The sequence below is a fragment of the Catenulispora subtropica genome, assembly GCF_039531675.1.
In the GTDB taxonomy this organism is placed as follows: Bacteria; Actinomycetota; Actinomycetes; order Streptomycetales; family Catenulisporaceae; genus Catenulispora; species Catenulispora subtropica.
The window spans coordinates 61,061-87,349 of record NZ_BAAAQM010000009.1 but is presented as its reverse complement, the minus strand read 5'-3'; the positions used below and the strand labels follow the sequence as shown (position 1 = coordinate 87,349).

The window sequence follows — 26,289 nt, the reverse complement described above, 5'->3', positions numbered from 1 at the left end:
GCGTGCCGGGCAGTCTGTGCGGTTGGCCACTCGGCGTGCCGGGCAGTCGCCGCGCTGGCCCCTCGCCGCGCTGCCCGCTCGGCACCAGGCTCCGACGCTCGGCGTTCCAGGCGCCGGTGGCGCTAGAACCCGAGCTTCGCGAGCTGCTTCGGGTCCCGCTGCCAGTCCTTGGCGACCTTCACGTGCAGGTCCAGGAACACCGGCGTGCCGAGCAGCGCCTCGATCTGCCGCCGGGCCCGCGAGCCGACCTCGCGCAGCCGCTCGCCGCCCTGGCCGATGACGATCGCCTTCTGGCTGGGCCGCTCCACGTAGAGGGTCGCGTGCACATCGAGCAGCGGCCGGTCGGCCGGGCGGCCCTCGCGCAGGTTCATCTCCTCGACGGTGACCGCCAGCGAGTGCGGCAGCTCGTCGCGCACACCCTCCAGGGCCGCCTCGCGGACCAGCTCGGCGACCATGACCTCTTCGGGCTCGTCGGTCAGCTCCCCGCCCGGGTACAGCGGCGGCGACTCCGGCAGCTGCTTCACCAGCAGGTCCTCCAGCAGCTGGATCTGGGTGTCGCGGACGGCCGAGACCGGGACCACCTCGGCCCACTCGATGCCGACCTCGCGGCCCAGCTCGACCAGCGCCAGCAGCTGCTCGGCGATCTGCTCCTTGGAGGCCTTGTCGGTCTTGGTGAGGATGGCGATCTTCGGGGTGCGGCGCACCTCGGCCAGCTCGGTGGCGATGAACCGGTCCCCGGGGCCGATCTTCTCGTCGGCCGGCACGCAGAAGCCGATCACGTCCACCTCGGCCCAGGTGGCGCGCACCTCGTCGTTCAGCCGCGCGCCGAGCAGCGTGCGCGGCTTGTGCAGGCCGGGGGTGTCGACCAGCACCAGCTGCGCGTCCTCGCGGTGCACGATGCCGCGCACGGTGTGCCGCGTGGTCTGCGGGCGCCCGGAGGTGATCGCCACCTTGGCCCCGACCACCGAGTTGGTCAGCGTGGACTTCCCGGCGTTGGGGCGGCCGACGAAGCAGGCGAACCCGGCGCGGAAGTCGTCCGGGAACTCGTAGCGCGGCGGGGAGTCGTCGCGCACGCCCCGGCCGTAGGCGGTCGGGGCGGGCTCGGAGTCGCGCACCCGGTCGGAGGTGACGCGGCGCTCGGCGAGCTGCTGGCTGCGCTTGACCCGCTCGGCCTTCTTCTTCGCCGCCTCGGCGTTCGCCGCCTGGCGGGACCGGGACCGTCCACTCGCGCTGCTCGTCATGGGGACCATTCTCCCCTACTCGCGGTGGTACGCCGTACGGGCCGGCCGAGCGGCCGGAAGCGGGTGCCTAGAGCTTGGGGTCGGCCAGGAACAGCCGGGGCTGCGCCCCGCTCCCCTTCATGTCCGCCGCCACCTCCAGGTCCTCGCGCCGGAACTCCTTCTCCTCGGTGACCAGCACCGCGGCCTCGATCGCCTTCGCGCCGCTGACCACGGCCATCGCGATGGCGGTCTGCAGGGCCGTCAGCTTCAGCGCCGGCAGGTCCACGGTGGTGGCGACGTAGGTGCGGCCGGTCTCGTCCCGGACCGCCGCGCCCTCGAGCGCGCCGTTGCGGGCCCGCTGGGCCTTGGCGAGGGTGTGGAGCTTGGCGTTCTCGGGGTCCAGCTGGGTGTCGGTCATGGCACCACGCTACCGAGAGCGAAGCGCACAACGACGAAGGCCCCGGATCATATCCGGGGCCTTCGTACCGAGCGGATGACGAGACTCGAACTCGCGACCCTCACCTTGGCAAGGTGATGCTCTACCAACTGAGCCACATCCGCATTGTGTTGTTCCCGCCCGGTTTCCCCGGCGACGAAGAAAACTATAGCCCATGTCCGGGGTGGGTTCGCCACCCGGTTACCGCGACGCGCTGAGCCGGATGCGGATCGGGCGCGCCGCGGCGGGGTCTTCCTATGCTGCGATCACGGCCGTCGACGTGCGGCCGCCGTCGACGTCGAGCACGGTGCCGTGGAGGTACGACGCCTCGCCGGAGGCGAGGTACACGGCCGCGTCGGCGATGTACCGCGGCTTGCCCAGCCAGCCGGCCGGGGTGCCGTTCATCATCACCTCGCCCGGGTGCGGCTCGCCCGGCGCCGGCTCCAGGATCACCCCGGGCGAGATCGCGTTGACCCGCACGCCGCGCGGTCCGAACTCCGCCGCCCAGGCCCGGGTCAGCGTCTCCATCGCGCCCTTGGTGGAGGCGTAGAGCGCGCCGACCGGCACGGCCAGCCGCGCGACCCACGAGCCCAGGTTGACGATCGCGCCCTTGCCGGCCGCGGCCATCTCCGGGGCGACGACGGCGGTCAGGAAGAACGGCGCCTTCACGTTCACCGCGTAGACCCGGTCGAAGGTCTGCTCGTCGGTCGTCGCGGTGGTGCCGGGCGGGTAGACGCCGGCGTTGTTGACCAGCACGTCGATACCGCCGCCCAGGGCCGCGGCGGCCTGCTCGGCCAGCGCCCGCGAGGCCCCCGGGCTGCCGTCCAGGTCGGCGCGCACGAAGTCGGCACGGCCGCCGGCGGCGCGGATGCCGTCGACCACCTCGGCGCCCCGCGCGACGTCCCGGCCGGACACGATCACGTGCGCGCCCTCGGCGGCGAACCGCTCCGCGATGGCCCGTCCGATGTTGCTCGTCGAGCCGGTCACCAGGGCGCGCTCGCCCTGCAGTCGTCCAGTCATGTCGCACTCCTGTCATCGGGACTTCCGGACTCCCGCACTGTCGCCCCCGACGGGGCGGCCGCACATCGGTCATGTGACGCGAAGTCACGGGAAGCCCTGGTCAGGGCACGATCCGGGGTCCGGTCAGACCTCGTCCTGCGGGACCCGCTTCACCAGCACCGTCCCGATCCGCCGGCGGCGGCCCTCGGCCGACTCCGCGGTCAGCCGCAGCCCCTCCAGCTCGATGTGCGCGCCCGGGATCGGCACCCGGCCCAGCCGCTTGGCCATCAGGCCGCCGACGGTCTCCACGTCGTCGTCCTCCAGGTCCACACCGAACAGCTCGCCGAGCTCGTCCACGCCCAGGCGCGCGGTGACCCGCGCGGCGTCCGGGGACAGGCGCTCCACCGAGGGACGCTCCACGTCGTACTCGTCGGCGATCTCGCCGACGATCTCCTCCAGGATGTCCTCGATGGTGACCAGGCCCGCGGTGCCGCCGTACTCGTCGATCACCACGGCCAGGTGGATGTGCCCGGCCTGCATGTCGCGCAGCAGCTCGTCGGCGGGCTTGCTGTCCGGGATGCACACCGGGTCCCGCATCACCGACTCCACCTCCTCCAGCGTCTCGCCGCTGGGGTGCTCGTGGATGCGCCGGACCAGGTCCTTCAGGTAGACGATGCCGACCACGTCGTCGGCGTTCTCGCCGACCACCGGGATCCGGGAGAAGCCGCTGCGCAGCGCCAGCGACAGCGCCTGGCGCAGCGTCTTGTGCCGCTCGATGAACACCATGTCGGTGCGCGGCACCATCACCTCGCGCACCAGCGTGTCGCCGAGCTCGAAGACCGAGTGCACCATGCGGCGCTCCTCGTCCTCGATCACGCTGTTCGCCTCGGCCAGGTCCACCAGGGCGCGCAGCTCGGCCTCGGAGGCGAACGGGCCCTCGCGGAAGCCGCGGCCCGGGGTGACCGCGTTGCCGATCACGATCAGCAGCTGGGCCAGCGGGCCGAGGATCTTCTGCAGCAGCGCCAGCGGGCCGGCGAAGGCCAGCGCGACGCGGACCGAGTGCTGGCGGCCGATGGTGCGCGGCATCACGCCGACGAAGATGTAGGACACCGCGATCATGATCCCGATGGCGGCGAACGTGGCGCCCCACACCGAGTCGATGCGGCGCACGCACAGCACGGCGACCACCACGGTGGCGGCGGTCTCGCAGGCCACCCGGAGCAGCAGCGCCAGGTTCAGCACCCGCGCCGGGTCGTCGACCAGCTCCTGGAGCCGGGCGGCCCGGGGCACGCCCTCCTCGACCAGTTCGGCGGCGCGGACCCGGGACACCCGGGACAGGGCGGCGTCGGCGCACGCGGAGAAGCCCGCCACCGCGACCAGCGCCACCACGGCGACGATCTCCCAGAACAGCAGGGCACTCACGCGGCCGCCCTCCGGCGCTGAGTGCCCTGCGGACGTCTATGACTGCTCATCGAGCGCCGGACCTGGCCTTCCATCCTCGCAGCAGCTGCTTCTGCAGCCCGAACATCTCGGCTTCCTCGTCCGGCTCGGCGTGGTCGTAGCCGAGCAGGTGCAGGATCCCGTGCGTGGTGAGCAGCCGGAGCTCGTCGGCCGTGGAGTGGCCGGCGTCCCGGGCCTGCTTCTCGGCCACCTCCGGGCACAGCACCACGTCCCCGAGCAGGCCGGGGACCGGCTCGTTGTCGTCCTCGGCGCGGGCCGGCCGCAGCTCGTCCATCGGGAAGGAGAGCACGTCGGTCGGGCCGGGCTCGTCCATCCACTGGATGTGCAGCTGCTCCATGGCGGCGGTGTCCACCAGCAGGATGGACAGCTCGGCCATCGGGTGGATGCCCATCTCACCGAGCACGTAGCGGGCCACCCCGACCAGTTCCTCGGCGTCGACGCCCTGGTCGGTGCCGTAGTCGGTCTCGTTGGCGATGTCGATCGACATAAGGGGTCAGTGCCTCTTCCTCGAGGCGTCCCCGCCCCGGTCCCGGTCCCGGCCCCCACGGTCCGCGCGGTCCGCGCGGCCGACGCCGTGGTGCGCGTCGTACCGCCCGTAGGCGTCGACGATGTCCCCCACCAGCCGGTGCCGCACCACGTCGGCACTGGTCAACTCCGAGAAATGGATGTCCTCCACGTCGGACAGGATATTGCGCACCACCCGCAGCCCGGACTCCGTGCCGCCCGGAAGGTCGACCTGGGTCACGTCGCCGGTGACGACGATCTTGGAGCCGAAGCCGAGGCGGGTGAGGAACATCTTCATCTGCTCGGGGGAGGTGTTCTGGGCCTCGTCGAGGATGATGAAAGCATCGTTCAAGGTCCGGCCGCGCATGTACGCAAGCGGCGCGACCTCGATGACCCCGGCGGCCATCAGCCGGGGAATGCTGTCCGGGTCGATCATGTCGTGCAGAGCGTCGTACAGCGGCCGTAGATAGGGGTCGATCTTCTCGTACAGCGTGCCGGGCAGGAAGCCCAGCTTCTCCCCCGCCTCGACCGCCGGGCGGGTGAGGATGATGCGGTTGACGGCCTTGCTCTGCAGGGCCTGGACCGCCTTGGCCATGGCCAGGTAGGTCTTGCCGGAGCCGGCCGGGCCGATGCCGAAGACGATGGTGTTGCGGTCGATGGCGTCGACGTAGTTCTTCTGGTTCAGGGTCTTCGGGCGGATGGTGCGGCCGCGGTTGCTGAGGATGTTCTGGGTCAGGACCTCGGCCGGGCGCTGGCCGACGACGTCGGCCTCGCCGCTGCGGAGCATCTGGATGGAGCGCTCGACGCTGTCCTCGGTGAGGGGGGCGCCGGTGCGCAGCATCAGCAGCATCTCCTCGAAGAGGCGCTGGACCAGGCCCACCTCGCCCGGGCTGCCGGAGACGGTGACCTGGTTGCCGCGGGCGTGGATGTCGACGCCGGGGAAGGCCTTCTCGATCACCCGGAGCAGCCCGTCTCCGGCCCCGAACACGGTGACCAGGGGGTGGCCGGACGGTATCTCGATCTTGGCCTGGACGACGCCGGGCGCCACCTCCGCGGCGGTGCCGACGCCCCCGCCGACTCCGGCGCCGAGGCCGGCGGCCGGGCTGGTGCGCGCGGTGGCCCCGTTCGATCCCGCGCGGCCGGCTCCAGCCGGCTTCCCGGTGCGGTCCGCGGCGGAGGACTGGCGGCCCTTGCCGGAGCGCGGTGCGGTGTTGTCTGCCATAGGAACGGCCGTACGGCCTTTGATCACTCTCCCGTTTCCGTGGTGCCTCCATGCTAGCCCGGCCCCTGACGACCAGGGCGGGAGATTTTCCGCACCACCCCTTTTCGTCACCCTGACACTATGCTACAGTCGACCGTGGTTATCGTCAGTTAGACGATAACCGATCCGATACCGATGCACCTTGGTGCGGGCCACGAGAAGGCGATGGGGATGGGCAGCGGACACTGGAACTACGAGGAGTACGAGGCCGCGGAGGTGTACCGCAAGGCCAACGGCCGCAGCGCCTTCGACTACAACGACCGCATCATCGTCAGCACCCCGCGCAACCAGTGGCGCGCGCACCGCTCCCTGGAGCCGTACGGCGTCGACGTCCGCGAGAGCCGGGACAGCGCCGAGCACCCCACCTCGCTGGCCATCTCCGTCCTGTTCGACGTCACCGGGTCCATGGGCGGCGTGCCGCGCGTGCTGCAGACCAAGCTCGCCGACCTGCACGGCCTGCTGCTCCGCAAGGGCTACGTCGACCACCCGCAGATCATGTTCGGCGCCATCGGCGACGCCTACTCCGACCGGGTGCCGCTGCAGGTCGGCCAGTTCGAGTCCGACAACCGCATGGACGAGCAGCTCGGCGACATCGTCCTGGAGGGCGGCGGCGGGGGCCAGATGCGCGAGTCCTACGAGCTCGCCCTGTACTTCATGGCCCACCACACCGCCCTGGACTGCTACGAGAAGCGCGGCAAGCGCGGCTACCTGTTCATCATCGGCGACGAGATGCCCTACCCGAGCGTCAACCCGCAGCACGTCTCCCGGGTCCTCGGCTACCGCCCGGAGCACGGCCGCAGCACGGCCGCGCCGGTGGAGGAGGTCGTGCGGGAGCTGACCCGCAAGTTCGACGTCTACTACATCCTCCCCGAGGGCTCCTCCTACGTGGGCAACAACGACGTGCTCGGCGCCTGGCGCGCGCTGCTGGGCCAGAACGTGATCCAGCTCGACGACCTGGACGCGGTCTGCGAGACCATCGCGCTGACCATCGGCCTGGCCGAGGACCGCATCGACCTGGACGAAGGGCTGGCGGACCTGCGCGACGTCGGGTCCCGGGCCGGCCGCTCGGTGGAGCGGGCGCTCGGCGGGCTGGACAGCCGGCGCGTCCACGACCGGCGCCACCCGCGCCGGGATCGGGATCGGGATCGGGATCGGGATCGCGACCGGGATCGGGATCGGGATCGGGATCGGGATCGCGACCGGGATCGGGATCGGGATCGGGACCGTGACCGGGATCGCGACCACCGCGGCGGCGGCAGCGGAGGCGACGGCGGCAGCGGTGTCGGCACCAGCCAGGACCCGGCCATCAGGTTCCTGCGGGCGCAGGGTGCCGGCTACACCTACGACGCCGGATACGACGGCCGCGCCTGATCGTGGAAGCCATGGACGCGATCGGCATGAAGCACGCGATAGTCGTCGACCTCGGCTTCGGCGACGCCGGCAAGGGCTCCACCGTGGACTGGCTCTGCTCCCCCGCCGCCCGGTCCGCCGCCGCGGGGGTGCGGCGGGACGGGCGGCGAGGGGACGACGGGTCCTTGTACCGCGCCGTGATCCGGTTCAACGGCGGGGCCCAGGCCGGCCACAACGTCGTCACCCCGGACGGCCGGCACCACACCTTCGCCCAGTTCGGCTCGGGCACCTTCCACGGCGTGCCGACCCACCTGTCCCGCTTCATGCTCGTCGAGCCCTTCGCCCTGGCCGCCGAGGCCGCACACCTGGCCGAGCTCGGCGTCCCCCGTCCCTTCGACCTGCTGTCGGCCGACTCCCGCGCCCTGCTCACCACCCCGTACCACCGTGCCGCGAACCGCGTGCGCGAGGCCGCCCGGGACCGCACCCCCGGCGCGACCCGCCACGGCAGCTGCGGCATGGGGATCGGCGAGACGGTCTCCTTCTCCCTGGCCGTCTCGCCCGATAAGCCACCACGGGTGGGCGACTGCCGGAGCCGGCCGACGCTGATCAGGAAGCTGACGGACCTGCGCGACCACCTGGCCGCCGACCTGGAGCTGTCCGGGCTGCGCCTGCCGGACGGCCTGCCCGGCCCGGAGTGCTGCGCGGACGTCTACCGGGCGTTCGCCCAGCAGGTGCGCATCGTGGACGAGGAGCGCAGCGGCTACCTGGCGGCGGTGCTGGATTCCGGCCCGTGCGTGTTCGAAGGCGCCCAGGGGGTGCTGCTGGACGAGTGGTACGGCTTCCACCCGCACACCACCTGGTCGACGACGACCTTCGCCAACGCCGACGCGCTGCTGGAGGAGTCCGGCCTGGAGCGGGACGCCGCCCTGCACCTGGGCGTGGTCCGCACCTACACCACCCGCCACGGCGCCGGGCCGCTCGTCACCGAGGACGCCGCCCTGACCGGCGGCCTGCCCGAGCCCCACAACGAGACCGGGACCTGGCAGGGCGCCTTCCGGATCGGGCACTTCGACGCGGTGGCGCACCGCTACGCGCTCGACGTGTCCGGCGGCGCCGACGCGCTCGCGGTCACCCACGCCGACGCCGCGGCGGACGGCCGCCGCCTGTGCTGGGCCTACCAGGCTTCGACGGACGTGCCGCCGATGACCAAGCTGCCGACCAGCCTGCTGCCGGACCTCGACTACCAGCGGCTGCTCACCAAGACGGTGTCGAAGTCGGCGCCGCTGTATCGCGAAGGTCCCGAGGACCCCCGCGCCTGGCCGGACGTGATCGGCGAGGCCCTGGGAACGCCGGTCGGCCTGGTCTCGGCCGGGCCGACGTGGCAGGACAAGGCTGTGCGGCTGCCCTGCGTGTCGTGACGGCGTGACGGCATGACGGCATGACGCCTTCACGACGCTCGGCGCGCGCCGGGGCCGCCACGAGGGCGGCGCGGCGGCGCGCGCCGAGCGTCGGTGAGTCAGCTCCCGAAGTGGGCGAGGAAGTCGCCGCCGAGTACGTGCGCGTGCACGTGGAACACGGTCTGTCCGGCGTGTGCGCCGGTGTTGAACACGATGCGGTAGCCGTCGTCGGCGATGCCTTCGGCCTTGGCCACCTCGCCGGCCTCGACCAGCAGGGCCGCGGTGAGTTCGGGCGAGTGGGCGGCGAGTTCGGCGGCGTCGGCGTAGTGGGCGCGGGGGACGACGAGGTCGTGGATCGGCGCCTGCGGGTTTATGTCTTTGAACGCGAACGTGTTCTCGGTCTCGCGGACCACCGTCGCCGGGATCTCCCCGGCCACGATCTTGCAGAACAGGCAGTCGGCTACCGGCTGTCCGTCGGCCATCGTGTCCTCCATCAGCGCCGTCGATCGAAGATTCCCGGCGATAGGCTACGGCACTATGCGCCTCCTCGACGGCTTCATCCCGGTCGCCAGCCCGGTCGGCTCGGCCACCGATGTCCCGGATCTCTCTGATGACGCGGCCGCCCCGGTGAAGGGCTTCGCGTCGGAGACGGCGGTGGCTCCGGGTGAGCCGATCGATTTCCATATCTCGGTGGCGGAGCCGAAGTCGGTGACGGTGGAGATCTTCCGTGTGGGTGCGTACGACGGTGAGCGGACGGCGCTGCTGGGCGTGAGCGAGCCGGTCGCGGCGGTCCGGCAGCCGGAGCCGGTGACGGATCCGGAGTCGGGTCTGATCACGTGTCCGTGGGAGGCGTCGTGGCGGTTGAACGTGCCCGGGGACTGGAAGTCGGGCGTGTATCTCGCCGTGCTGCGGGCGGAGGACGGTGCGAATTTCGTGCCGTTCGTGGTCCGGAGTCTGCGGCGCCGGGCGAGTTGGCTGGTCGTCGTGCCGTTCGCCTGTTATCAGGCGTACAACATGTATCCGTTCGATGGTGAGCGTGGGAAGAACCTCTATTACGGTTTCGAGGGCGGTGGCGTGCAGTCCAGCAAGCTGCGTGCTTCCTCGGTGTCCTTCCTGCGTCCGTATGAGCTGACCGGTATGCCGCGTGAGGCGGAGCGTGTCCACGACTTCATCATGTGGGCCGAGCGTCAGGGCTACGACATGGAGTACGCCGTGAGCTCCGACCTGGACGCGGGCCGGGTGGATCCGCTGTCCTACAAGGGCCTGATCTTCCCGGGTCACGACGAGTACTGGTCGGCGGGGATGCGCAAGTCGCTGGTGAAGGCGTTCGACGCCGGCGTGTCGGCGGTGTTCCTGCAGGCGAACAACGCGTATTGGCACATCCGGTATGAGGGTTCGACGATCACCTGTTTCAAGTCGCGTCAGGATCCGGTCAAGACCAGGCGTCCGGGCCAGACGGTGATGTGGCGGGATCTGCGGCTGCCGGAGCAGGAGCTGTTGGGCGCGCAGTATGTGAGTGTGGTCAAGGATGACGCCCCGCTGGTGGCGGCGAACGCCGACCACTGGTTCTGGCAGGCGGCGGGCGTCGGCGAGGGTGAGGCGTTCCCGGGGCTGGTCGGCGGTGAGGCGGACAGCGTCCAGGACAAGTATCAGAAGGCGGATTCCACCGATTTCACGATCCTGGCGCGCTCGCCGTACACCGACGGCGCGGGCGGGGACCGGGTGCAGCACACGACGTTGCACCGCAAGCCGAGCGGCGCGTGGGTGTTCGACGCGGGCACGTTCCACTGGCCGATGGCGTTGGGCCGCGAGGGGTGGGTCGACCCGCGGATCGAGGCGGCGACGGCGGCGCTGTTGGCGCGGATCGCCGCGGGTGACGGTCTGGCGTCCCGGTCGGCGCGGCGCCGGGCGGCGTTCGCGGCGGCGGTGAAGCGTGAGGCGGGCCCGGCGGCGGTGTCGGCGAAGGCGAAGCCGGTGGTGAAGCGGGTCGGGCGGAAGGTGAAGCGCACGCTCAAGCGGTCGCGTTAGTTACGGGTATCTTCGGCGCTATGACGATCAAGCCGATCAGGTCGGTGCGCCTGGATCCGATGACCGCGGACGAGTACCCGGCGTGGGAGGCGCATGCCGCAAGCGGCTATGCACAGTCCCAGGTGCAGGCCGGGCATTGGGCTGCGGAGACCGCTTTGGAGCAGGCTTGGCAGGATACCCGCCGTTTGCTGCCTTTGGGTCTGGCGACTCCGGACCAGCACGTGTGGGTCGCGCGTGATGCCGAGTCCGGGGCGGCGGTCGGGACGCTGTGGATCGCGATCCGTCGGCAGGGCGGGCGCACCGAGGCGTACATATACGACGTCGAGGTGGATCCGGAGCACCAGGGCGGCGGTTACGGCCGCGCGATCATGGAGGCCGGTGCGGCGGCGGCCAGGGGGCTGGGGGCGGAGGTCGTCGCGCTGAACGTGTTCGGCTTCAACGACCGCGCGTACAACCTGTACAAGAGCCTCGGGTACGTGGTCGCGAACCGCCACATGCGGCTGGAGCTTCAGCCCCAGCGCCCGGACCGGGCCAGCACGACGGTGGCCGCGGCGGTTCCGGCCGTGGAGGTCCGCAGCACGGTCGGGCCCATCTTGTAGGCGGTCGCGCCGGCTTCTTCGAAGGTCGCCATCTCCTGCGGCGAGATCGACCCCTCGGGGCCGATGACCAGGACGATCTCGCCGGCCGTCGCCATGGCCAGCCGGGCCAGCGGCGTCTTCGCGTCCTCGTGCAGGATCAGTGCCTGGTCGGCCGCCGCCAGCAGCTCGGCGACCTGGCGGGTGGAGTGCAGCGGCTCGATCGTCGGCCACCACGCGCGCCGCGACTGCTTCGCCGCCTCGCGGGCGGTGGCCCGCCACTTGTTCAACGCCTTCTCGCCGCGCTCGCCCTTCCACTGCACGATGGAGCGGCTGGCGGCCCACGGCACCACGGCGTCGACGCCGATCTCGGTCATGGTCTCGACGGCGGTCTCGCCGCGGTCGCCCTTGGGCAGCGCCTGCACGACGGTGATCCGCGGCGCGGGCGCGGGCTCGCGGGTCACGTCCCGGACGTCCAGTTCCAGCCAGTCCTTGTGGGCGACGGCCACCACGCACTCGGCGATCGTGCCGCGGCCGTCGGCGAGGTCGACGCGCTCGCCGGGGGTAAGTCGGCGCACCAGGGCGGCGTGCCGGCCCTCGGGGCCGTCCAGACGCACGCGGGCACCGCGTCCGGTCGTCTCGGCTTCCTGCCACAGGAAGACCGGTGCGGTGCTCACGTATGTGTCTCTCTTCAGGTGTGGTCAGCGCGCGTTGAAGGCGTCCCGCAGCCGGGAGAACAGCTTCTGCTGCCCCGGTGCGAACTCCCCGGACGGCCGCTCCTCGCCGCGCAGCTTGGCCAGCCGCCGCAGCAGCTCCTCCTGCTCGGCGTCGAGCTTGGTCGGGGTCTTCACCTCGACGTGCACGATCAGGTCGCCGCGCCCGGCGCCGCGCAGGTGCTGGATGCCGCGCCCGCGCAGGGTGATGGCGTGCCCGGACTGGGTGCCCGGGCGGACGTCGATCTCGGCCGGGCCGTCCAGGGTCTCCAGCGGCAGCTTGGTGCCCAGGGCGGCGGCGGTCATCGGGAGGGTGACCGTGCAGTGCAGGTCGTCGCCGCGGCGCTGGAAGATCGGGTGCGGCAGTTCGACGATCTCGATGAACAGGTCGCCGGCCGGGCCGCCGCCGGGGCCGACCTCGCCCTCGCCGGCCAGCTGGATCCGGGTGCCGTTGTCCACGCCCGGCGGGATCTTCACGGTGAGCTTGCGGCGGGTGCGGACCCGGCCCTCGCCGGAGCACTCCGGGCAGGGGCTGGGCACCACGGTGCCGAAGCCCTGGCACTGCGGGCACGGCCGGGAGGTCATGACCTGCCCCAGGAACGAGCGGGTGACCTGCGAGACCTCGCCGCGGCCGTTGCACATGTCGCAGGTCACGGGGTGGGTGCCCGGGGCCGAGCCCTCGCCGGAGCAGGCGACGCAGATCACGGCGGTGTCCACCGAGATCTCCCGGGCCGAGCCGAACGCGGCGTCGGCCAGTTCGATCTCGATCCGGATCAGCGCGTCGTTGCCCTTGCGGACCCGCGAGCGCGGGCCGCGGGAGGTGGCGCCGCCGAAGAAGGCGTCCATGATGTCGGTGAAGCCGAAGCCGGCGAACCCGCCGGCGCCGCCGCCGGCGGCGGCGCGCGGGTCGCCGCCGAGGTCGTACATCTGGCGCTTCTGCGGGTCCGACAGGACCTCGTAGGCCATGCCTATCTCTTTGAACCGCTCCTGTGTCCCGGGGTCCGGGTTCACGTCCGGGTGCAGTTCACGGGCCAGGCGCCGGTACGCCTTCTTGATCTCGTCCTGTGTGGCGTCCCGCCGCACACCCAGAACCGCGTAGTAATCCGTCGACACCGACATGCCCTCGCTAGACTCCGCCCTCAAACTGCATCGAATACGTCGTGCCCGAAGCTTAGGTCTCAGCCAGTATGCGCCCCACATAGGCGGCTACGGCGGTGACCGCACCCATCATGCCCGGGTAATCCATCCGGGTGGGCCCGAGCACGCCCAGGTGAGCGACCACGTCCTCGCCGCGGCCGTAGCCGCTGGCCACCATGGAGGTGCCCACCAGGCCCTCGTGGGCGTTCTCGTGCCCGATGCGCACGGTCAGCCCGGACTGCGCCTCCCCGAACAGGCGCAGCAGCACCACTTGTTCCTCCAACGCCTCCAGCACCGGGTACACGGTGTCCGGGAAGTCGTGGCGGAACCGGGCCAGGTTGGCGGTGCCGGCCATCACGATCCGTTCCTCGCGCTGCTCCACCACCGCGTCCAGCAGGGTGGCGGTCAGCGCGGCGACCCAGGTGCGGTCCTCGGCGCCGAAGCGCCCGGAGAAGTCGGCCAGCAGGGTGGGGACGTCGCTCAGGTGCTGGGCGACGACCTCGGCGTTGAGGCGGGCCCGCACCTCGGCCACGGTGCTCTCCGGCACCGGTCCGCCGCAGTCCACGATCCGCTGCTCCACCCGGCCGGTGTCGGTGATCAGCACCAGCATGATCCGGCTGGCGGTCAGCGGCACCAGTTCCACGTGCCGCACCGCCGAGCGGGTCAGCGACGGGTACTGCACCACCGCGACCTGCTGCGTTATCTGGGCCAGCAGCCGCACCGTGCGGGCCACCACGTCGTCCAGGTCGACCGCGCCGTCCAGGAACGAGTGGATGGCCCGGCGCTCGGCCGCGGACAGCGGCTTGACCTGCGAGAGCCGGTCCACGAACAGCCGGTAGCCCTTGTCCGTGGGCACCCGGCCGGCGCTGGTGTGCGGCTGGTGGATGTAGCCCTCGTCCTCCAGCGCCGCCATCTCGTTGCGTATCGTCGCCGGCGACACGCCGATGTTGTGCCGCTCGACCAGGGCCTTGGAGCCGACCGGCTCCCTGGTGGCGACGTAGTCCTGCACGATGGCGCGGAGCACGTCGAGCTTGCGCTCGTCGAGCCTGTTCTCGGTCGTCACACCCGCCTCCGCTTGCTCGGCCCCGCTCCACCGGTTCGTTCCACCGTCTACTGGCACTCAACGGGGTGGAGTGCCAAGGCATTCCTTTCAGTGTAACGGCGGGTAGCCGCCAATGGTCCTCCGGCCGGTCGGCAATCCGCTCGGACGCGGGTGGAACCTGCCGGTCACGGGCGGCCTCACCCCGCACAGTGGGCGTCGAGCAGGCGATGGACGGCCGGAGCCACCGTTGAGGCATTCGTGGGTTCCGCGAGGAGGAGGTCCAAGACCACCCCGTCGATCGCGGTCACGGAGGAGCGGGCCCGGGCGCCGGGATCGTCCACGCCGGCGCATCGAACAGCCGGCGGGCCCGGACCCGCGCGGCGGCGCCGCGCGAGGCGGCCGGGGCACGCGACGTAGGCTGCGCCGGCCCTGGCAGGATCAAAGGCATGAGTGCGTGGAAAGAGACCGCAGAAGGCGTCTTCACCCGCCGGTTCGAGCCGGTCAACATCACCGTGACCGCGGTGCTCGGCGGCGAGGGCGTCCTCGTCGCCGACACCCGGTGCAGCGTCCAGGAGGGGAAGGAACTGCGCGCCGAGCTCGCGGAACTGACGCCGCTGCCGGTGCGCTGGGTCGTCAACACCCACACCCACTTCGACCACATGTGGGGCAACGCCGCGTTCGACGTGCCGCTGATGGTGCCGCCGGCCGAGTTCTGGGGGCACCGGAACATCCCCGCCTTCGACCCCGAGGGCCCCGGCTTCCTCAAGACGCGTGAGTACCTGATCCGCGAGGGCGGACCGGAGTGGAAGGCGAAGGTGGACGAGCTGGTGGTCCGCACGCCGGATCACCTCGTCACCGCCTCGCACGCCCTCGACCTCGGCGGCCGAACGATCGAGCTGCTGCACCCGGGCCGCGGCCACACCGACAACGACCTGGTGCTGTGGCTGCCGGACGCGGCGCTGCTGATCGGCGGCGACCTGGTCGAGCAGTCCGGCCCGCCGGCCTTCGGCGCCGACTCGTTCCCCCTGGACTGGCCGGCCACGCTGGCCGCCCTGTCCGCCCTCACCACCGAGGCCACGACCTACGTCCCCGGCCACGGCGACCCGGCCGGCCGCGCCTTCCTGCGGGACATGCAGGAGTACGTCACCGCCGTCGCCGAGCAGATCAGGGCCCTGCACGCGGACGGCGTCCCGGTCGAGCGCGCCGTCGAGGCCGGCTCGTGGCCGATCGCGGACTCCTCCCACTTCGCCGACGCGGTCGTGCGAGGTTACGCGCAACTGTCCGGCGAACTCCCCTAAGGTGGCGCGCGTGCCAGAGCCCGACATCCGCAGCAAGCAGTACTCCGCCGACCTGGCCGCCGCCGCGCGCCGGCCGGCCTCCGCCGAGGTGGAGGCGGTCCGCGACCTGGTCGTCGAGGACGTCGAGACCGGCTTCTGCGGCGCGGTGGTCCGGGTCGAGAAGATGCCCGGCGGGCCGACCGTGACGCTGGAGGACCGGTTCGGCAAGCACCGCGTCTTCCCGCTCGGCCCCGGCTTCTGGATCGACGGCAAGCCGGTGTCGCTGGTGCCGCCGAAGACGTCGCAGGGGGCTGCCGCACCGCAGCGGACGGCGTCCGGCTCGATCGCCGTGCCGAAGGCGCGGGCCCGGGTGGCGCGCGCCGGCCGGATCTACGTCGAGGGGCGCCACGACGCGGAGCTGGTCGAGAAGGTGTGGGGCGACGACCTGCGCGTCGAGGGCGTGGTGGTGGAGTACCTGGAGGGCGTGGACGATCTCGCGGCGATCGTCGAGGACTTCCGTCCCGGTCCCGACGCGCGTCTCGGGGTGCTGGTGGACCATCTGGTCCCCGGCACGAAGGAGGCGCGCATCGTCGAGCAGGCGCGGCGCTCGCCGTTCGCCGGGTATCTGCTGGTGGTCGGGCATCCGTATGTGGACGTCTGGCAGGCGGTCAAGCCGTCGGCGCTGGGCGTGGAGGCGTGGCCGGTGGTGCCGCGAGGGCGGCCGTGGAAGGAAGGGGTCTGCGAAGCCTTCGGCTGGCCGGTGGACACCCCGGCGGCGTGGAAGCGGATCCTGCGGTCGGTGCGCGATTTCCGGGATCTGGAGCCGGAGCTGCTGGGGCGGGTCGAGGAGCTGATCGACTTCGTGACCGGGTAGGCGTCAGCACGGGTCACTGCGGCGCGGCGTGGTTCCCGGCGATCCACGTCGAGGTCACGAGGGCGTCGTTGCCGCAGTGCCGGGCGTCGCCGCGGAAGGCGAGGTCGACGCCGGGCGGGGTGAGGCGGAGGTAGGTGGTCTCGGCGTCGCAGGGCGGGTTGCCGTCGGTGCCGTAGCCGATGGCTTGTGCGGCCGACGTGCCGGGGGCCAGCGGGAACGGTTCGGCGTCGGGGTCGCGGTTGACGGTGACCGGCAGGGGTTTCTTGTCGGGGCCGAGGACGGCGAGTCCGGGTGCGGCCGGCAGTGTGCAGGGGGCTTTGCCGGTGTTGGTGACGACGACGTCCCAGTAGGACGTGCCGGCCGCGACGCCGTGCAGTTTGACGAGGTCGGCTTTCAGTTCGCAGCCCGGGGACGCGGTGCTGGCGGCCGGCGCGGGGCTCGCATCGGTCGCCGAGCCGCATCCGGCCAGTGTCAGAACGCTGACGGTGGCACAACCGATCGCCGCGATGTCTGTGGTTTTGCGAATCAGATGCATGGGGACCAGCACCTTCCAGTCGCGTTCCCGGGATCAGGCCTCGGATTCGTCTTCCGGCAGCCCGAGTCGCTTCCGCGCCCACTTCTTCAGCGGGGGCGCCAGCTCCTCGATCTCCAACAGCGTCGCGGCTTCGGCGCGGTCGCGGTGGAAGATCCGCGAGCCGTCGAAGACGGTGAAGCCGTGCGCGGGGCGCGAGAGGACCTCCAGTTCGTCGCCGGCGCCGACCTCGCCCTCGGTCACGACCCGCAGGTAGGCGCCGGGCCGCAGGGCTTTCTCGAAGCGGCGCGTCATCGCCGGGTCGCCGGCCCGTACGCCGAGCTTCCAGCACGGGATCCGGGGCTGCGCCACCTCCAGCTCGACCTGGCCGAGCCGCCAGCGCTCGCCGACCACGGCGTGGCTCACGCCGTAGCCGAGGATGGTGAGGTTCTCGCCGACGAATCCGTCCTCGACGTCCCGGCCGAGTTCCGCGGCCCAGAAGTCGAGGTCCTCGCGCGCGTAGGCGTAGACGGCCTTGTGGACGCCGGCGTGGGCCACCTGGTCGGCCTGGCGGTCGCCGTCGACGTGGTGGTCGACGATCTTCACCCGTCCGGGGACCGGGTCCTTGAAGATGGCGGTCTGCCTGATCTCGCCGTTCAACTCCACATCGCGAGGCTGTCCGACGTTCACCGAGATGAGGCGCGCAGGAGTCATGGCGCCCATCCTCTCAGTCGACCAAGTCCCGGACAACCGCGTCTGCCAGCAGTCTTCCCTTGAGCGTAAGGACTGCAAACCCCTCCGCCAGTGACCGGGCGTCGAGCAGCCCCTCACCGGCCGCACGGATCGCGGCCTTGCGCCCGGCCGGTCGCAGCAGGCTGACGGCGCAGCCGGAGTCCAGCCGCAGCTCCAGCAGGATCCGCTCGACCCGGCGGTCCTCGGCGTCCAGCACCTCGCGCGCGTGCGCCGGCGACTGCCCGGCGGCGATCCGCTGCGAGTAGGCGCTCGGGTGCTTGACGTTCCACCAGCGGGTGCCGCCGACGTGGCTGTGCGCGCCCGGGCCCACGCCCCACCAGTTCGCGCCGGTCCAGTAGAGCAGGTTGTGGCGGGAGCGCCCGGCCGGCGAGGCGGCCCAGTTCGACACCTCGTACCAGGAGAAGCCGGCGGCGGCCAGCGCCTCCTCGGCGATGAGGTAGCGGTCGGCGTGGACGTCGTCGTCGATCATCGGCAGTTCGCCGCGCTTGACCCGGGCCGCCAGCCGGGTGCCGTCCTCGACGATCAGCGAGTAGGCCGAGACATGGTCCGGCCCGGCGCCGATCGCGGCGTCCAGCGAGGCACGCCAGTCGTCGTCGCTCTCCCCCGGCGTGCCGTAGATGAGGTCCAGGTTGACGTGCTCGAAACCGGCCTCCCGCGCCTCCCGCACGCACGCCTCGGGCCGTCCGGGGGTGTGCCGCCGGTCCAGGATCTTCAGCACGTGCTCCCGGGCGCTCTGCATGCCGAACGAGATCCGGGTGAAGCCGCCCTCCCGCAGCCGGGCCAGATAGGCCGGGTCCACCGACTCGGGATTGGCCTCCGTGGTGACCTCGGCACCGGCGGCCAGCCCGAACTCGTCCCGGACGGCGCCGAGCAGCGCGACCAGGTCGGCCGCCGGGAGCATGGTCGGCGTGCCGCCGCCGAAGAAGACGGTCTGGACCGGCAGGTCGGCGCCGCCGAGGACCTTGCGCGCCAGCCGCACCTCTTCGATCGCGGTGGCGGCGTAGGTCGCCTGCGAGGCGCCGCCGCCCAGTTCGGAGGCGGTGTAGGTGTTGAAGTCGCAGTAGCCGCACCGGGTGGCGCAGTACGGGACGTGGATGTAGAAGGCGAGCGGCGTACCGGTCAGCTCGGGCTCGGCGAGGGCCTGCGGCGGCAGCGATCCGTCGGTGGGGACGGGTTCACCGTCGGGAAGGACACCTGGCATGCCTCCATTGTCCCTGATGCTCAGCTCGCCCCGACCCACTGCGCGGTCATGGCCTGCACGGCCGCCCCGTTCAGGTCCGCCAGTTTCGCCGCCGCGAACTCGCGCGCCCACTCCGACGTCTGCACGCGGAACGGCGGGGCCGCCGCCTGCAGCACGTCCACGATCGGGGCCGCGGCCTCCTCCGAGCGCTGGGCGTGGCCGAAGGACTTCAGCGTCCGGTCCACGTAGGCCTCGAGCGCCGGGGCGTACGGTCCCGCCGCGCCGACCAGCATCGGGATGTCCAACCGCTGGCTGGCGACGAACTCGCTGGCCACCGCGCCGGGCTCGACCACCGTGACCCGTACGCCGACGGTCGCGGCGACCGGGGCGAGCGACTCCATGAACCCCTCCACCGCGAACTTCGCGGCGCAGTAGGCCTCGTTGAACGGCTGCCCCACCACGCCTCCGACGCTGGTCACCGTGACCAGCCGCCCTCGCGAGGCCCGCAGGTGCGGCATCGTCAGCCGGGTGACCTCCACCACGCCGAAGTAGTTGACCTCCATGGTCTCCCGCACCGGCGCCATGCCCGCCACCTCGACGGTCCCGACGACCCCGGCCCCGGCGTTGTTGACGACGGCGTCCAGTCGCCCGTGCGCGGCCGTCACGCGCGCCACCGTGGCCTCGACACTCGCCGGATCGGTGACGTCGAGGCGCTCGACGTGCACTCGTCCCGCCACTCCGGCCGCTCCGGCCGCCGCCATCAGCGGATCGGCCTTGGCCGGGTCCCGCATGGTGGCCACGACCGTCCATCCCGCGCGCGCGGCGCCGACCGCCGCGGCCAGGCCGATGCCGGAGGAGGTGCCGGTGATGAGGACGGTCTTGGGGGTCGCCATGCCGTCCATTCCAACCGGCCGCCGAACCCGCCACCAGCCGTCGCCGCCATACGATCGACGGCGCCGACACGGAGCGGCTCCGAGCGGCTCCGAGTGCGCCTTCTCAGGCCGTCTCAGACCGCCGCAGCCGCCACCGGCACCGTCGCAGCCTCCGCCGCGACGTCCCCCTCCAGCACCGCCGGCGGCCGCACCCGGACCGCCCAGGGCATCGCGCACCCGGCGGCGGCGAACACGGCCCCCACCACGAACCACCCGGCCGGCGCCCAGTCCACGCAGGCCAGCGAGTAGATCCCGGGTGCCAGAGCCATCGCCCCACCGGTCATCATCGAGGCCAGGCCCTGGTACTGCCCCTGCGCGTGCTCGGCGGCCAGTCCGTAGCTGAGCTCGAACACCCCGGCCTGCTGCACGATCTCCCCCACCGAGTGCACAGCTGCGGCGACCAGCAGCACCACCACGGCCGCCCACCCGGGCACCCACCCGATCGAGCCGAACAACACAGCCGCCGCCGCGAAGATCCACCCGGAGCGGATCGTCGCGCGCACTCCCTTGGCGACCGTGTCCACACCGCGGCTCATCCGCACCTGCAACACCGCCACCAGCACCGTGTTGACGATCAGCAGGGCCCCCACGGTCCATCGCGGAGCGTGCCCCAACTTCGCGATCCACAAGGGCGCGGCGAACAACAGCACCTCGAACTGCATGCTCATCAGAGCCATGAGACCCGAGGCGGCCAGGAAGCGCCGATCCCCCAACGCGATCCAGCGGTTCGCCCCCGCCGGCACCGGCAACGGCGGCAGCCGCGGCACCCGCACCGTGATCAGGGCGGTCACGACGAACGTGGCCGCGTTGATGCCGATCAGCGTGACGTACCAAGCCCGCGTGTCGAAAACCAAGGCGAGCCCGCCCAGCACGCCCCCGAGGGCGATCCCCACATTGGTCACCGACCGCAGGTATGCCCGGAAGACCGCCTTCTCCTCGCCCCCGAACCGCGCGATCATCGCCCCTCGCGCCGCCCGCACGCTGGACGCCACCAGGTTCTCCACCACTGCGGCCAGCAGAAACTGCCAGAAGACGTGCACCAGGGTGAAGGCCGCCATCACCACCGCGGACAGCACGCCGAGCGCGACACTCACCTCACGCGGCCCACGCCGGTCGGCCAGATGCCCCACCGGCACCCCCGCGACCAGCCCGACCAACCCGGCGACCGTCAGTCCCAGCCCCACCTGCGCGGCCGGCAACCCCACCGACCGTGTGAAGTACATGACCATGACGGTCATGTACATGCCGTTCCCGATCGTGTTCACGAACGTGCCCACGGCCATCGTCCGTTGAGCCCGGTCCTGAGGCAGCAAACGCAATTCACCCTCCCTGCGGCGATCTCCCCAACGCCTTGACGGGCGAAGCCTATCGTTAGGGTCTCTCAGCGCGGAAGGCTATTACGGCTGCGAGCCCAGCCACATGCGTTCCCTCGGATCCTTCCGATCCTTCAGATCCCTGGCGGCCCGCACCGCCTCCGCCGCCCTCGCGGCCACCCCCTCTCGTAGGAGCTCTCGCACGGTAGAATCTCTCCCAGACAAAAGCCTTCCGGTTCGCCGGGAGGCTTTTCGCGTTCTCTGACCCGGCAAGGAGCCTCCATGCAAGACCAGCTCGCCTCTGTGTCCGGCCTCGTCATCCGCCCCGCGACCCCCGCCGATCGTGCTTTGCTGGAGCGGTTGTGGCTGCTGTTCCGCCACGACATGTCAGAGTTCGACCACCGCCTGCCCAACTCCGACGGCACCTTCCGCAGTGAATGGCTGGTGTCCGCCATAGAAGACGCCGACTGGACGGCCTACCTGGCCTTCCTCGACGACCACCCCACTGGCTTCGCCTTCGTTCGCGCGCGCGACCAGCCGACCCGCGTCCTCAACAGCTTCTTCATCACCCGCGGCGCACGCCGAACCGGTATCGGCATCCACTTCGCCAAACACGTTCTCGCCGCTCACCCCGGTCCCTGGGAGATCGCCTTCCAAGAGGCGAACGCCAACGGTGCCCGCTTCTGGCGCCGCCTCGCGCAGGACCTCGCCCCGGGCCTGTGGCGCGAGGAGCAACGCCCCGCCTCCCGTCCCGACCTCCCGCCGAACGTGTGGATCGTTATTCCGTAGAGCCTGTCGCCACCGGTGCCTACAGTGGCGCCATGCGAGTCCACTATCCCCGCACACCTCATCTGCCCTGGTCGCCTGGCGCCACGGCTGATGACGTGCGCGTCGGGAACCTCTCCGGACTCGCAGGGCGCCGCATCGTGGTCACCGAGAAGATGGACGGCGAGAACACGACGCTCTATCGAGATGGGCTGCACGCCCGTTCCCTCGACTCCGCGCACCACCCTTCCCGCGCCTGGGTCAAAGCGCTCCACAGCCGAGTAGCCGCACGGATCCCCGAAGGCTGGCGCATCTGCGGGGAGAACCTCTTCGCCCGCCACTCGATCCCCTACGCCACCCTCGACGGCTACTTCTACGGCTTCTCCGTCTGGAACGGCGACAACTGCCTCGACTGGGACTCCACGGTCACGTTCCTCACCGGTCTGGGCATCCCCACGCCGCGCGTGCTCTACCGCGGAACGTTCGACGGAGACGAGCGCACGCTCACCAAGGCTTTCCGGCTCGACCCGGCCCGCCAGGAGGGCTACGTGGTCCGGGCCGAGGAAGGCTTCGCCTACGACGACTTCGGCTCGCGCGTCGCCAAATGGGTCCGGCCGTCGCACGTGCAGACCGACACGCACTGGATGTTCGCCGAAGTCGTCCCCAACGGACTCGGGCCCGGCGCGCCCGGGTGGGCGGTCCGCAACGGCGTCGACGTCCCGGCGACGGAACTGGCACCGGCGATCGACGTCACCCCGGCTTCAGCCGGGCTTCTGGCCGACGCCTACTCCCGGATGGACGTCGCCGGCTGCTTCGGCACCTCGCGCCTCATCGGTGCCATGGCCGCTCTCCTCCATGAGCGCCGTCGTGCCGACGCCATGGCCGAACTCGCCGTTCCCCTCGGCCTCCCCATTGCGCGCCGCATCGCCGACGTCATCGGCCACTCCCGCCGCCTTCACAACCCCCTCGACGACGACAAGCGACGTGCCGGACTCGTGCGCATGGCCTTCGGCACCGACCTCGCCGTCCTCCACGCCATCGCCGCTGCCACGGCGCCCACTGCGGCGTCCGCCGAGAGCGTCACGTGGTCTGCGCTGGTGGCCGAGGACGCGGGTCTCCTGCCGACGTCGCCTCTGCCGGCCTTCCGATCCGCGTGCCAGGCCGCCTTCACCGACCTCCCCGATCACGCGGCGGACCGTTGTTGGGGGGAGGCACGCGAGCTGTTCGCGCAGGGCCGGATCGCGTCCGCTGAGGAAGCGGTCGCCGCTACGTGGCGGTGGCGCGACGGCGACTACCCGCGGCTGACTCACATGGTCGGCATCTCCGGAAGCGGCAAGAGCACGCTGGTCACCTCGCTTGCCAAGGCGCCCGGCACGGAAGTCGTGAGCCTCGATGATCTGCGCGCGGCACGCGGATCCCGCGCGAACCAGTCGGCGAACCAGGAAGTCTTCCGCGAGGCGGTCAGTCAGCTGGAGGAGCTCCTGGCCAAGGGCACTTCCGTGATCTGGGACGCGACGTCGTTGACGCGCTCGCAGCGAAAGCTCGTCGACCGGGTGGGACAGCGCCGCAACGCCCTGATCGAGCACCGGGTGCTCGTTCTCTCGGCCGAAGAGCTCGCCCTGCGCAACCGGAAGCGTGAGCATCCCGTGCCGGAGGACGTGCTGGCCGCCCAGATCCGCCGCTACGAGCCGTCGTATCCCGGCGAGGCGCACCGTGTCTCGTTCTCCTATGCCGACGCGGGCCTCGACGCCGATCTCGACACCGACGACGACACGCTCGCGTCGACACCGTGGGAGGACTGAGCCGCGATGCGTACCAGCCAGGAGATCTACCACCGAATACGGTGGGACGCGCGGTTCGACGCCTCGCGCTTCGTGCTCGGGGTGGAACAGCGGGGCCGGGAGCCGAAGCGGGTGCCGTTGCCGTCGTTCGATCCGCACGGGGAGATTCCCTGGCACCGGGTGGTGTTCTTCGAGGCGGACGGCGAACTTGTGTGGGACCGCGCGTCGGGCCTGGACGCGCTCGACGCCTCCGGCGCCGGGCTGGCACAGCGGGAGCGGTTGCTGGCGGCGCCGTTCTTCGCGGCTCGGACGCCGCATGTGTTCGCGTTCGCGGAGGGGCGCTGGCGACCGGCTTCTCCGTCCGCGTCGACCGCCCCCGCGACCCGCGTCGCCGCCTCTGAAATCAAGGTCCTCACGTGGAACACGCTGTGGGATCGCTATGACAGCGACCTGATCCACACCGGCGAGCGCCGCCCGATGCTCTTGACCGCGCTGGCCGAGGCCGACGTGGACGTGATCGCCCTTCAAGAGGTCGAGCCGGCACTGCTGAAGACGCTGCTGGCCGAGCCGTGGATCCGCGAGTCGTGGACGATCAGCAGCGATCCGCGCTCCTCCGACGTCCCGGACAGCGGCCTGGCTCTGCTCACCCGGCTTCCCGTGGTCGAGGCCGGATGGCACGTGCTCGGCACCTTCAAGGCGGTCACGGCCGTCGTCGTGGAGACGGCGACGGGACCGGTCGTCGTCGCCGTCACCCACCTGAGCAGCGATCACTCGACCGACGGCGCCGGGCTGCGTGCCGAGCAGTTGGCGCAGCTCGCCGAGGGGCTGACCGGGGTGGAGGTGCCGGTGGTGCTGGTCGGCGACTTCAACGACGACACCGACGCGCCGTCGATGCGGCTCGGCCTGACGGACGCGTGGACTTCCGTCCACGGTGCCGGGGACCGGACACCCACGTTCGACCCGACGGCGAACCCGCTGGCCGCGGTCTCGTCGCTGAGCGGGGAGGCCAAGCGGTTGGACCGTGTGCTCGTGCGCGGGTGGCAGGCATCCGACATCCGCCTCGTGGGCGACGTACCGAACGCCGGTGGCCTGTTCGTCTCGGACCACTACGGGATCACGGCGACCCTGGTACCCGAAGCGTCTCTCGTCTCCTCTGCCGCCTCCACTGCCTCGCTCGACGCGCGCCCCACCGCGCGGACCGCCGTCGCCTGGATCCCGCCCGAAGAGGTCTGGGATGACATTCAGGAAGTCCGGCGGCGCCACGACCCGCAGGTGCTGCGATGGCCGCCGCATGTCAACATCCTGTTCGGCTTCGTCGGCGAGCCGGAGTTCGACGCGGCCGTCCCGCTCATCAGCAAGGTCGCGGCCACGGTCCCAGCGTTCGACGTGCATCTCAGCGAGATCCGTCATTTCACGCATCGCGACGACTCGACACTGTGGCTGGAGCCGGAAGGCGACGGTTGGCGGAGTCTGCACGCCGCGCTCCTCACCCGCTTCCCGACGTGCCGCAGCCGCGACGTGTTCACACCTCACCTCACGTTGGGCAAGGTCGCGGACCCGGCGCGGACCCCGGTGAAGCTCGCACCGATCGCCACGACGGTCGACCGCCTCGCGGTTCTGTCGCGCCGGGGCGACGAGCCGATGCGGGTGCGTGCCGTGGTGATGCTGGGTACCGGCGATGTGCGCTGGGCCGACGAGGACGCGGCGGCCGAATCAGCGCTCGACGGGCCGTGCCTCGACCGTCAAGCAGACGCCCTCACCGAGCGCGTCTCCGCGACGCTCCCCGAAGCCGCGGTCCACGTCGTCGGCTCACGGCGGAGCGGGACGCACCTGCCCGGCGCCGACCTCGACCTCGTCGCGGCCCTCCCCGGGACGCCGGACGTCTTCACGCTGGAGCGACGGGTCGCCGACGCGCTCGGGGAGGAGTGCCGGGTCCGCCAGATGGTCGGTGCCCGAGTCCCCGGCCTGCGCATCGCGACCCCGCGGCTGAGCGCCGACCTGGTACTGGCGCCGGTCGCCGACGTACCGGTGACCGCCGCGGTCGAGCGGCGCGCCGAACTCGGCGAGACCATCGCCGCTTCCCTGTCCGCGGTCTCCGACGCCGAAGCGATCCTCGCGCTGCGTCCCGGTCCGCACGTCCGGGTGGTCAAGGCCTGGGCCCGCGCCCGCGGCCTGGACGCGGCCCCGCTCGGCGGCCTCCCCGGCCTGGCCTGGGCCCTGATGGCGGCCCGCTGCCGGGACCTCACCGACTTCTTCGAGACCTGGGCCGCCCACGACTGGCACGAGCCGATCCCCACCCCCACCGCACCGATCCGCGACCTCACGCTGCACCTGACCCCCGCAACCCGCGACCTCATCACCGAGGAGCTCTACAACGCCTGGGAGACGGTCACCGCCACCCGCGACCCCCTCCCCACCCTGCTCACCCCGCCACCCCTGCACCGCCGCCACCGCGGCTGGGCCGTCCTCACGCTCACCAGCCCGACACCCGACCACCGCGCCATCCTCGAAGGACGCGTCCGCGGCCGCACCCGCAGCCTGCTCACAGCCCTCGACGACGCCGGCATCCCCGACGTCCACGCGTGGCCCCGCCCCTTCCACAGCACCGCCACCGAGCTGCGCTTCGCCATCGGCCTCGGCCGCACCCCGCCGACCCGGACCGAGCTGGACGTGATCAGCAGGCACTGGCTCAAGGGGCTGACCGGCGTGACCATCGACCTCGCCGAGAACGGCGAGGTGCCGAGCCTGCGCTGAAGGTGGCGAGCAGCCGCGGGGGGCGG

General features: G+C 71.6%; 23 protein-coding genes, 1 tRNA gene and 1 pseudogene. 9 read left to right on the top strand and 16 right to left on the bottom strand.

Annotated features, from left to right (window positions below):
• Positions 1 to 122: 122 nt before the first annotated feature.
• The 7 genes from era to ABD466_RS10545 all read right to left on the bottom strand — a co-directional run bounded on the left by era (position 123) and on the right by ABD466_RS10545 (position 5,842).
• Complete coding sequence (gene era, locus ABD466_RS10575) at positions 123 to 1,250, bottom strand: GTPase Era (RefSeq protein ID WP_344656788.1); 1,128 nt, start codon at positions 1,248 to 1,250, stop codon at positions 123 to 125.
• Positions 1,251 to 1,308: 58 nt separating this feature from the next.
• The gene (locus ABD466_RS10570; protein WP_344656787.1) at positions 1,309 to 1,638 is read right to left on the bottom strand and encodes a cytidine/deoxycytidylate deaminase family protein; all 330 of its coding nucleotides are present in this window, start codon (positions 1,636 to 1,638) and stop codon (positions 1,309 to 1,311) included.
• Between the two features lie 70 nt (positions 1,639 to 1,708).
• Positions 1,709 to 1,781 (bottom strand) — tRNA-Gly (locus ABD466_RS10565).
• Between the two features lie 130 nt (positions 1,782 to 1,911).
• Positions 1,912 to 2,676, bottom strand: coding sequence for an SDR family NAD(P)-dependent oxidoreductase (locus tag ABD466_RS10560; RefSeq protein ID WP_344656786.1), 765 nt, complete (start codon positions 2,674 to 2,676; stop codon positions 1,912 to 1,914).
• Between the two features lie 123 nt (positions 2,677 to 2,799).
• The gene (locus ABD466_RS10555; protein ID WP_344656785.1) at positions 2,800 to 4,077 is read right to left on the bottom strand and encodes a hemolysin family protein; all 1,278 of its coding nucleotides are present in this window, start codon (positions 4,075 to 4,077) and stop codon (positions 2,800 to 2,802) included.
• A 46-nt stretch (positions 4,078 to 4,123) separates the two neighbouring features.
• The gene (gene ybeY / locus ABD466_RS10550) at positions 4,124 to 4,603 is read right to left on the bottom strand and encodes an rRNA maturation RNase YbeY (RefSeq protein ID WP_344656784.1); all 480 of its coding nucleotides are present in this window, start codon (positions 4,601 to 4,603) and stop codon (positions 4,124 to 4,126) included.
• A gap of 6 nt (positions 4,604 to 4,609) precedes the next feature.
• Entirely contained in the window at positions 4,610 to 5,842 is a 1,233-nt protein-coding gene (locus ABD466_RS10545) for a PhoH family protein (protein WP_344656783.1), read from the bottom strand.
• 210 nt (positions 5,843 to 6,052) lie between these two features.
• Here ABD466_RS10545 and ABD466_RS10540 point away from each other — a divergent pair.
• Positions 6,053 to 6,985 (top strand): annotated as a pseudogene (locus ABD466_RS10540) (hypothetical protein); the annotation flags it as partial.
• A 278-nt stretch (positions 6,986 to 7,263) separates the two neighbouring features.
• Positions 7,264 to 8,649, top strand: coding sequence for an adenylosuccinate synthetase (locus tag ABD466_RS10535; protein ID WP_344656782.1), 1,386 nt, complete (start codon positions 7,264 to 7,266; stop codon positions 8,647 to 8,649).
• Between the two features lie 98 nt (positions 8,650 to 8,747).
• On the opposite strand, the gene ABD466_RS10530 is transcribed toward ABD466_RS10535, so the two are convergent.
• Entirely contained in the window at positions 8,748 to 9,110 is a 363-nt protein-coding gene (locus ABD466_RS10530; RefSeq protein ID WP_344656781.1) for a histidine triad nucleotide-binding protein, read from the bottom strand.
• A 55-nt stretch (positions 9,111 to 9,165) separates the two neighbouring features.
• Between ABD466_RS10530 and ABD466_RS10525 the strand changes: the two genes are divergently transcribed.
• Positions 9,166 to 10,656: a N,N-dimethylformamidase beta subunit family domain-containing protein gene (locus ABD466_RS10525; protein ID WP_344656780.1), complete on the top strand. Its 1,491-nt coding sequence runs from the start codon at positions 9,166 to 9,168 to the stop codon at positions 10,654 to 10,656.
• 20 nt (positions 10,657 to 10,676) lie between these two features.
• Positions 10,677 to 11,255: a GNAT family N-acetyltransferase gene (locus tag ABD466_RS10520; protein WP_344656779.1), complete on the top strand. Its 579-nt coding sequence runs from the start codon at positions 10,677 to 10,679 to the stop codon at positions 11,253 to 11,255.
• On the opposite strand, the gene ABD466_RS10515 is transcribed toward ABD466_RS10520, so the two are convergent.
• From ABD466_RS10515 to hrcA, 3 genes are read right to left on the bottom strand one after another with little or no spacing between them, the layout of a single operon-like run.
• Positions 11,165 to 11,908, bottom strand: a complete 744-nt coding sequence (locus ABD466_RS10515; protein WP_344656778.1) for a 16S rRNA (uracil(1498)-N(3))-methyltransferase — start codon at positions 11,906 to 11,908, stop codon at positions 11,165 to 11,167. The two genes, ABD466_RS10520 and ABD466_RS10515, sit on opposite strands and share 91 nt — an antisense overlap.
• Before the next feature lie 24 nt (positions 11,909 to 11,932).
• Positions 11,933 to 13,057, bottom strand: coding sequence for a molecular chaperone DnaJ (gene dnaJ / locus ABD466_RS10510; protein ID WP_344656866.1), 1,125 nt, complete (start codon positions 13,055 to 13,057; stop codon positions 11,933 to 11,935).
• 58 nt (positions 13,058 to 13,115) lie between these two features.
• A complete protein-coding gene (gene hrcA / locus ABD466_RS10505) occupies positions 13,116 to 14,144 on the bottom strand; it encodes a heat-inducible transcriptional repressor HrcA (RefSeq protein WP_344656777.1) in 1,029 nt (342 codons plus the stop codon).
• Between the two features lie 425 nt (positions 14,145 to 14,569).
• Between hrcA and ABD466_RS10500 the strand changes: the two genes are divergently transcribed.
• On the top strand, positions 14,570 to 15,421 hold the full coding sequence (locus ABD466_RS10500) for an MBL fold metallo-hydrolase (RefSeq protein ID WP_344656776.1): 852 nt from the start codon (positions 14,570 to 14,572) through the stop codon (positions 15,419 to 15,421).
• Between the two features lie 10 nt (positions 15,422 to 15,431).
• Positions 15,432 to 16,274 carry a DUF3097 domain-containing protein gene (locus tag ABD466_RS10495; protein WP_425558605.1) on the top strand — a complete coding sequence of 281 codons (843 nt, stop codon included), beginning with the start codon at positions 15,432 to 15,434 and terminating at the stop codon, positions 16,272 to 16,274.
• Positions 16,275 to 16,287: 13 nt separating this feature from the next.
• Here the strand turns inward: ABD466_RS10495 and ABD466_RS10490 are convergent, their stop codons facing one another.
• The 5 genes from ABD466_RS10490 to ABD466_RS10470 form a co-directional block, all read right to left on the bottom strand.
• The gene (locus ABD466_RS10490) at positions 16,288 to 16,809 is read right to left on the bottom strand and encodes a DUF4232 domain-containing protein (protein WP_344656775.1); all 522 of its coding nucleotides are present in this window, start codon (positions 16,807 to 16,809) and stop codon (positions 16,288 to 16,290) included.
• A gap of 33 nt (positions 16,810 to 16,842) precedes the next feature.
• Entirely contained in the window at positions 16,843 to 17,499 is a 657-nt protein-coding gene (locus ABD466_RS10485) for an MOSC domain-containing protein (RefSeq protein ID WP_344656774.1), read from the bottom strand.
• Positions 17,500 to 17,512: 13 nt separating this feature from the next.
• Positions 17,513 to 18,739: a radical SAM family heme chaperone HemW gene (gene hemW / locus ABD466_RS10480; protein ID WP_344656773.1), complete on the bottom strand. Its 1,227-nt coding sequence runs from the start codon at positions 18,737 to 18,739 to the stop codon at positions 17,513 to 17,515.
• Positions 18,740 to 18,759: 20 nt separating this feature from the next.
• On the bottom strand, positions 18,760 to 19,611 hold the full coding sequence (locus ABD466_RS10475; RefSeq protein WP_344656772.1) for an SDR family NAD(P)-dependent oxidoreductase: 852 nt from the start codon (positions 19,609 to 19,611) through the stop codon (positions 18,760 to 18,762).
• A 113-nt stretch (positions 19,612 to 19,724) separates the two neighbouring features.
• Positions 19,725 to 20,969, bottom strand: coding sequence for an MFS transporter (locus tag ABD466_RS10470; RefSeq protein WP_344656771.1), 1,245 nt, complete (start codon positions 20,967 to 20,969; stop codon positions 19,725 to 19,727).
• A 276-nt stretch (positions 20,970 to 21,245) separates the two neighbouring features.
• Here ABD466_RS10470 and ABD466_RS10465 point away from each other — a divergent pair, with 276 nt between their 5' ends.
• From ABD466_RS10465 to ABD466_RS10455, 3 genes are read left to right on the top strand one after another with little or no spacing between them, the layout of a single operon-like run.
• Positions 21,246 to 21,752 (top strand): GNAT family N-acetyltransferase, encoded by a 507-nt coding sequence (locus ABD466_RS10465; RefSeq protein ID WP_344656770.1) that lies wholly within the window; start codon positions 21,246 to 21,248, stop codon positions 21,750 to 21,752.
• A gap of 32 nt (positions 21,753 to 21,784) precedes the next feature.
• The gene (locus ABD466_RS10460) at positions 21,785 to 23,530 is read left to right on the top strand and encodes an RNA ligase family protein (protein WP_344656769.1); all 1,746 of its coding nucleotides are present in this window, start codon (positions 21,785 to 21,787) and stop codon (positions 23,528 to 23,530) included.
• A 6-nt stretch (positions 23,531 to 23,536) separates the two neighbouring features.
• Entirely contained in the window at positions 23,537 to 26,263 is a 2,727-nt protein-coding gene (locus tag ABD466_RS10455; protein WP_344656768.1) for an RNA repair domain-containing protein, read from the top strand.
• Positions 26,264 to 26,289: the final 26 nt, after the last annotated feature.

Excerpts from the sequence above, each read along its gene's own strand:
- era (WP_344656788.1), bottom strand. The coding sequence starts at position 1,250 with ATGGTCCCCATGACGAGCAGCGCGAGTGGACGGTCCCGGTCCCGCCAG.
- ABD466_RS10570 (WP_344656787.1), bottom strand. The coding sequence starts at position 1,638 with ATGACCGACACCCAGCTGGACCCCGAGAACGCCAAGCTCCACACCCTC.
- ABD466_RS10560 (WP_344656786.1), bottom strand. The coding sequence starts at position 2,676 with ATGACTGGACGACTGCAGGGCGAGCGCGCCCTGGTGACCGGCTCGACG.
- ybeY (WP_344656784.1), bottom strand. The coding sequence starts at position 4,603 with ATGTCGATCGACATCGCCAACGAGACCGACTACGGCACCGACCAGGGC.
- ABD466_RS10545 (WP_344656783.1), bottom strand. The coding sequence starts at position 5,842 with ATGGCAGACAACACCGCACCGCGCTCCGGCAAGGGCCGCCAGTCCTCC.
- ABD466_RS10535 (WP_344656782.1), top strand. The coding sequence starts at position 7,264 with ATGGACGCGATCGGCATGAAGCACGCGATAGTCGTCGACCTCGGCTTC.
- ABD466_RS10530 (WP_344656781.1), bottom strand. The coding sequence starts at position 9,110 with ATGGCCGACGGACAGCCGGTAGCCGACTGCCTGTTCTGCAAGATCGTG.
- ABD466_RS10525 (WP_344656780.1), top strand. The coding sequence starts at position 9,166 with ATGCGCCTCCTCGACGGCTTCATCCCGGTCGCCAGCCCGGTCGGCTCG.
- ABD466_RS10520 (WP_344656779.1), top strand. The coding sequence starts at position 10,677 with ATGACGATCAAGCCGATCAGGTCGGTGCGCCTGGATCCGATGACCGCG.
- ABD466_RS10500 (WP_344656776.1), top strand. The coding sequence starts at position 14,570 with ATGAGTGCGTGGAAAGAGACCGCAGAAGGCGTCTTCACCCGCCGGTTC.
- ABD466_RS10490 (WP_344656775.1), bottom strand. The coding sequence starts at position 16,809 with ATGCATCTGATTCGCAAAACCACAGACATCGCGGCGATCGGTTGTGCC.
- ABD466_RS10485 (WP_344656774.1), bottom strand. The coding sequence starts at position 17,499 with ATGACTCCTGCGCGCCTCATCTCGGTGAACGTCGGACAGCCTCGCGAT.
- hemW (WP_344656773.1), bottom strand. The coding sequence starts at position 18,739 with ATGCCAGGTGTCCTTCCCGACGGTGAACCCGTCCCCACCGACGGATCG.
- ABD466_RS10475 (WP_344656772.1), bottom strand. The coding sequence starts at position 19,611 with ATGGCGACCCCCAAGACCGTCCTCATCACCGGCACCTCCTCCGGCATC.
- ABD466_RS10465 (WP_344656770.1), top strand. The coding sequence starts at position 21,246 with ATGCAAGACCAGCTCGCCTCTGTGTCCGGCCTCGTCATCCGCCCCGCG.
- ABD466_RS10460 (WP_344656769.1), top strand. The coding sequence starts at position 21,785 with ATGCGAGTCCACTATCCCCGCACACCTCATCTGCCCTGGTCGCCTGGC.
- ABD466_RS10455 (WP_344656768.1), top strand. The coding sequence starts at position 23,537 with ATGCGTACCAGCCAGGAGATCTACCACCGAATACGGTGGGACGCGCGG.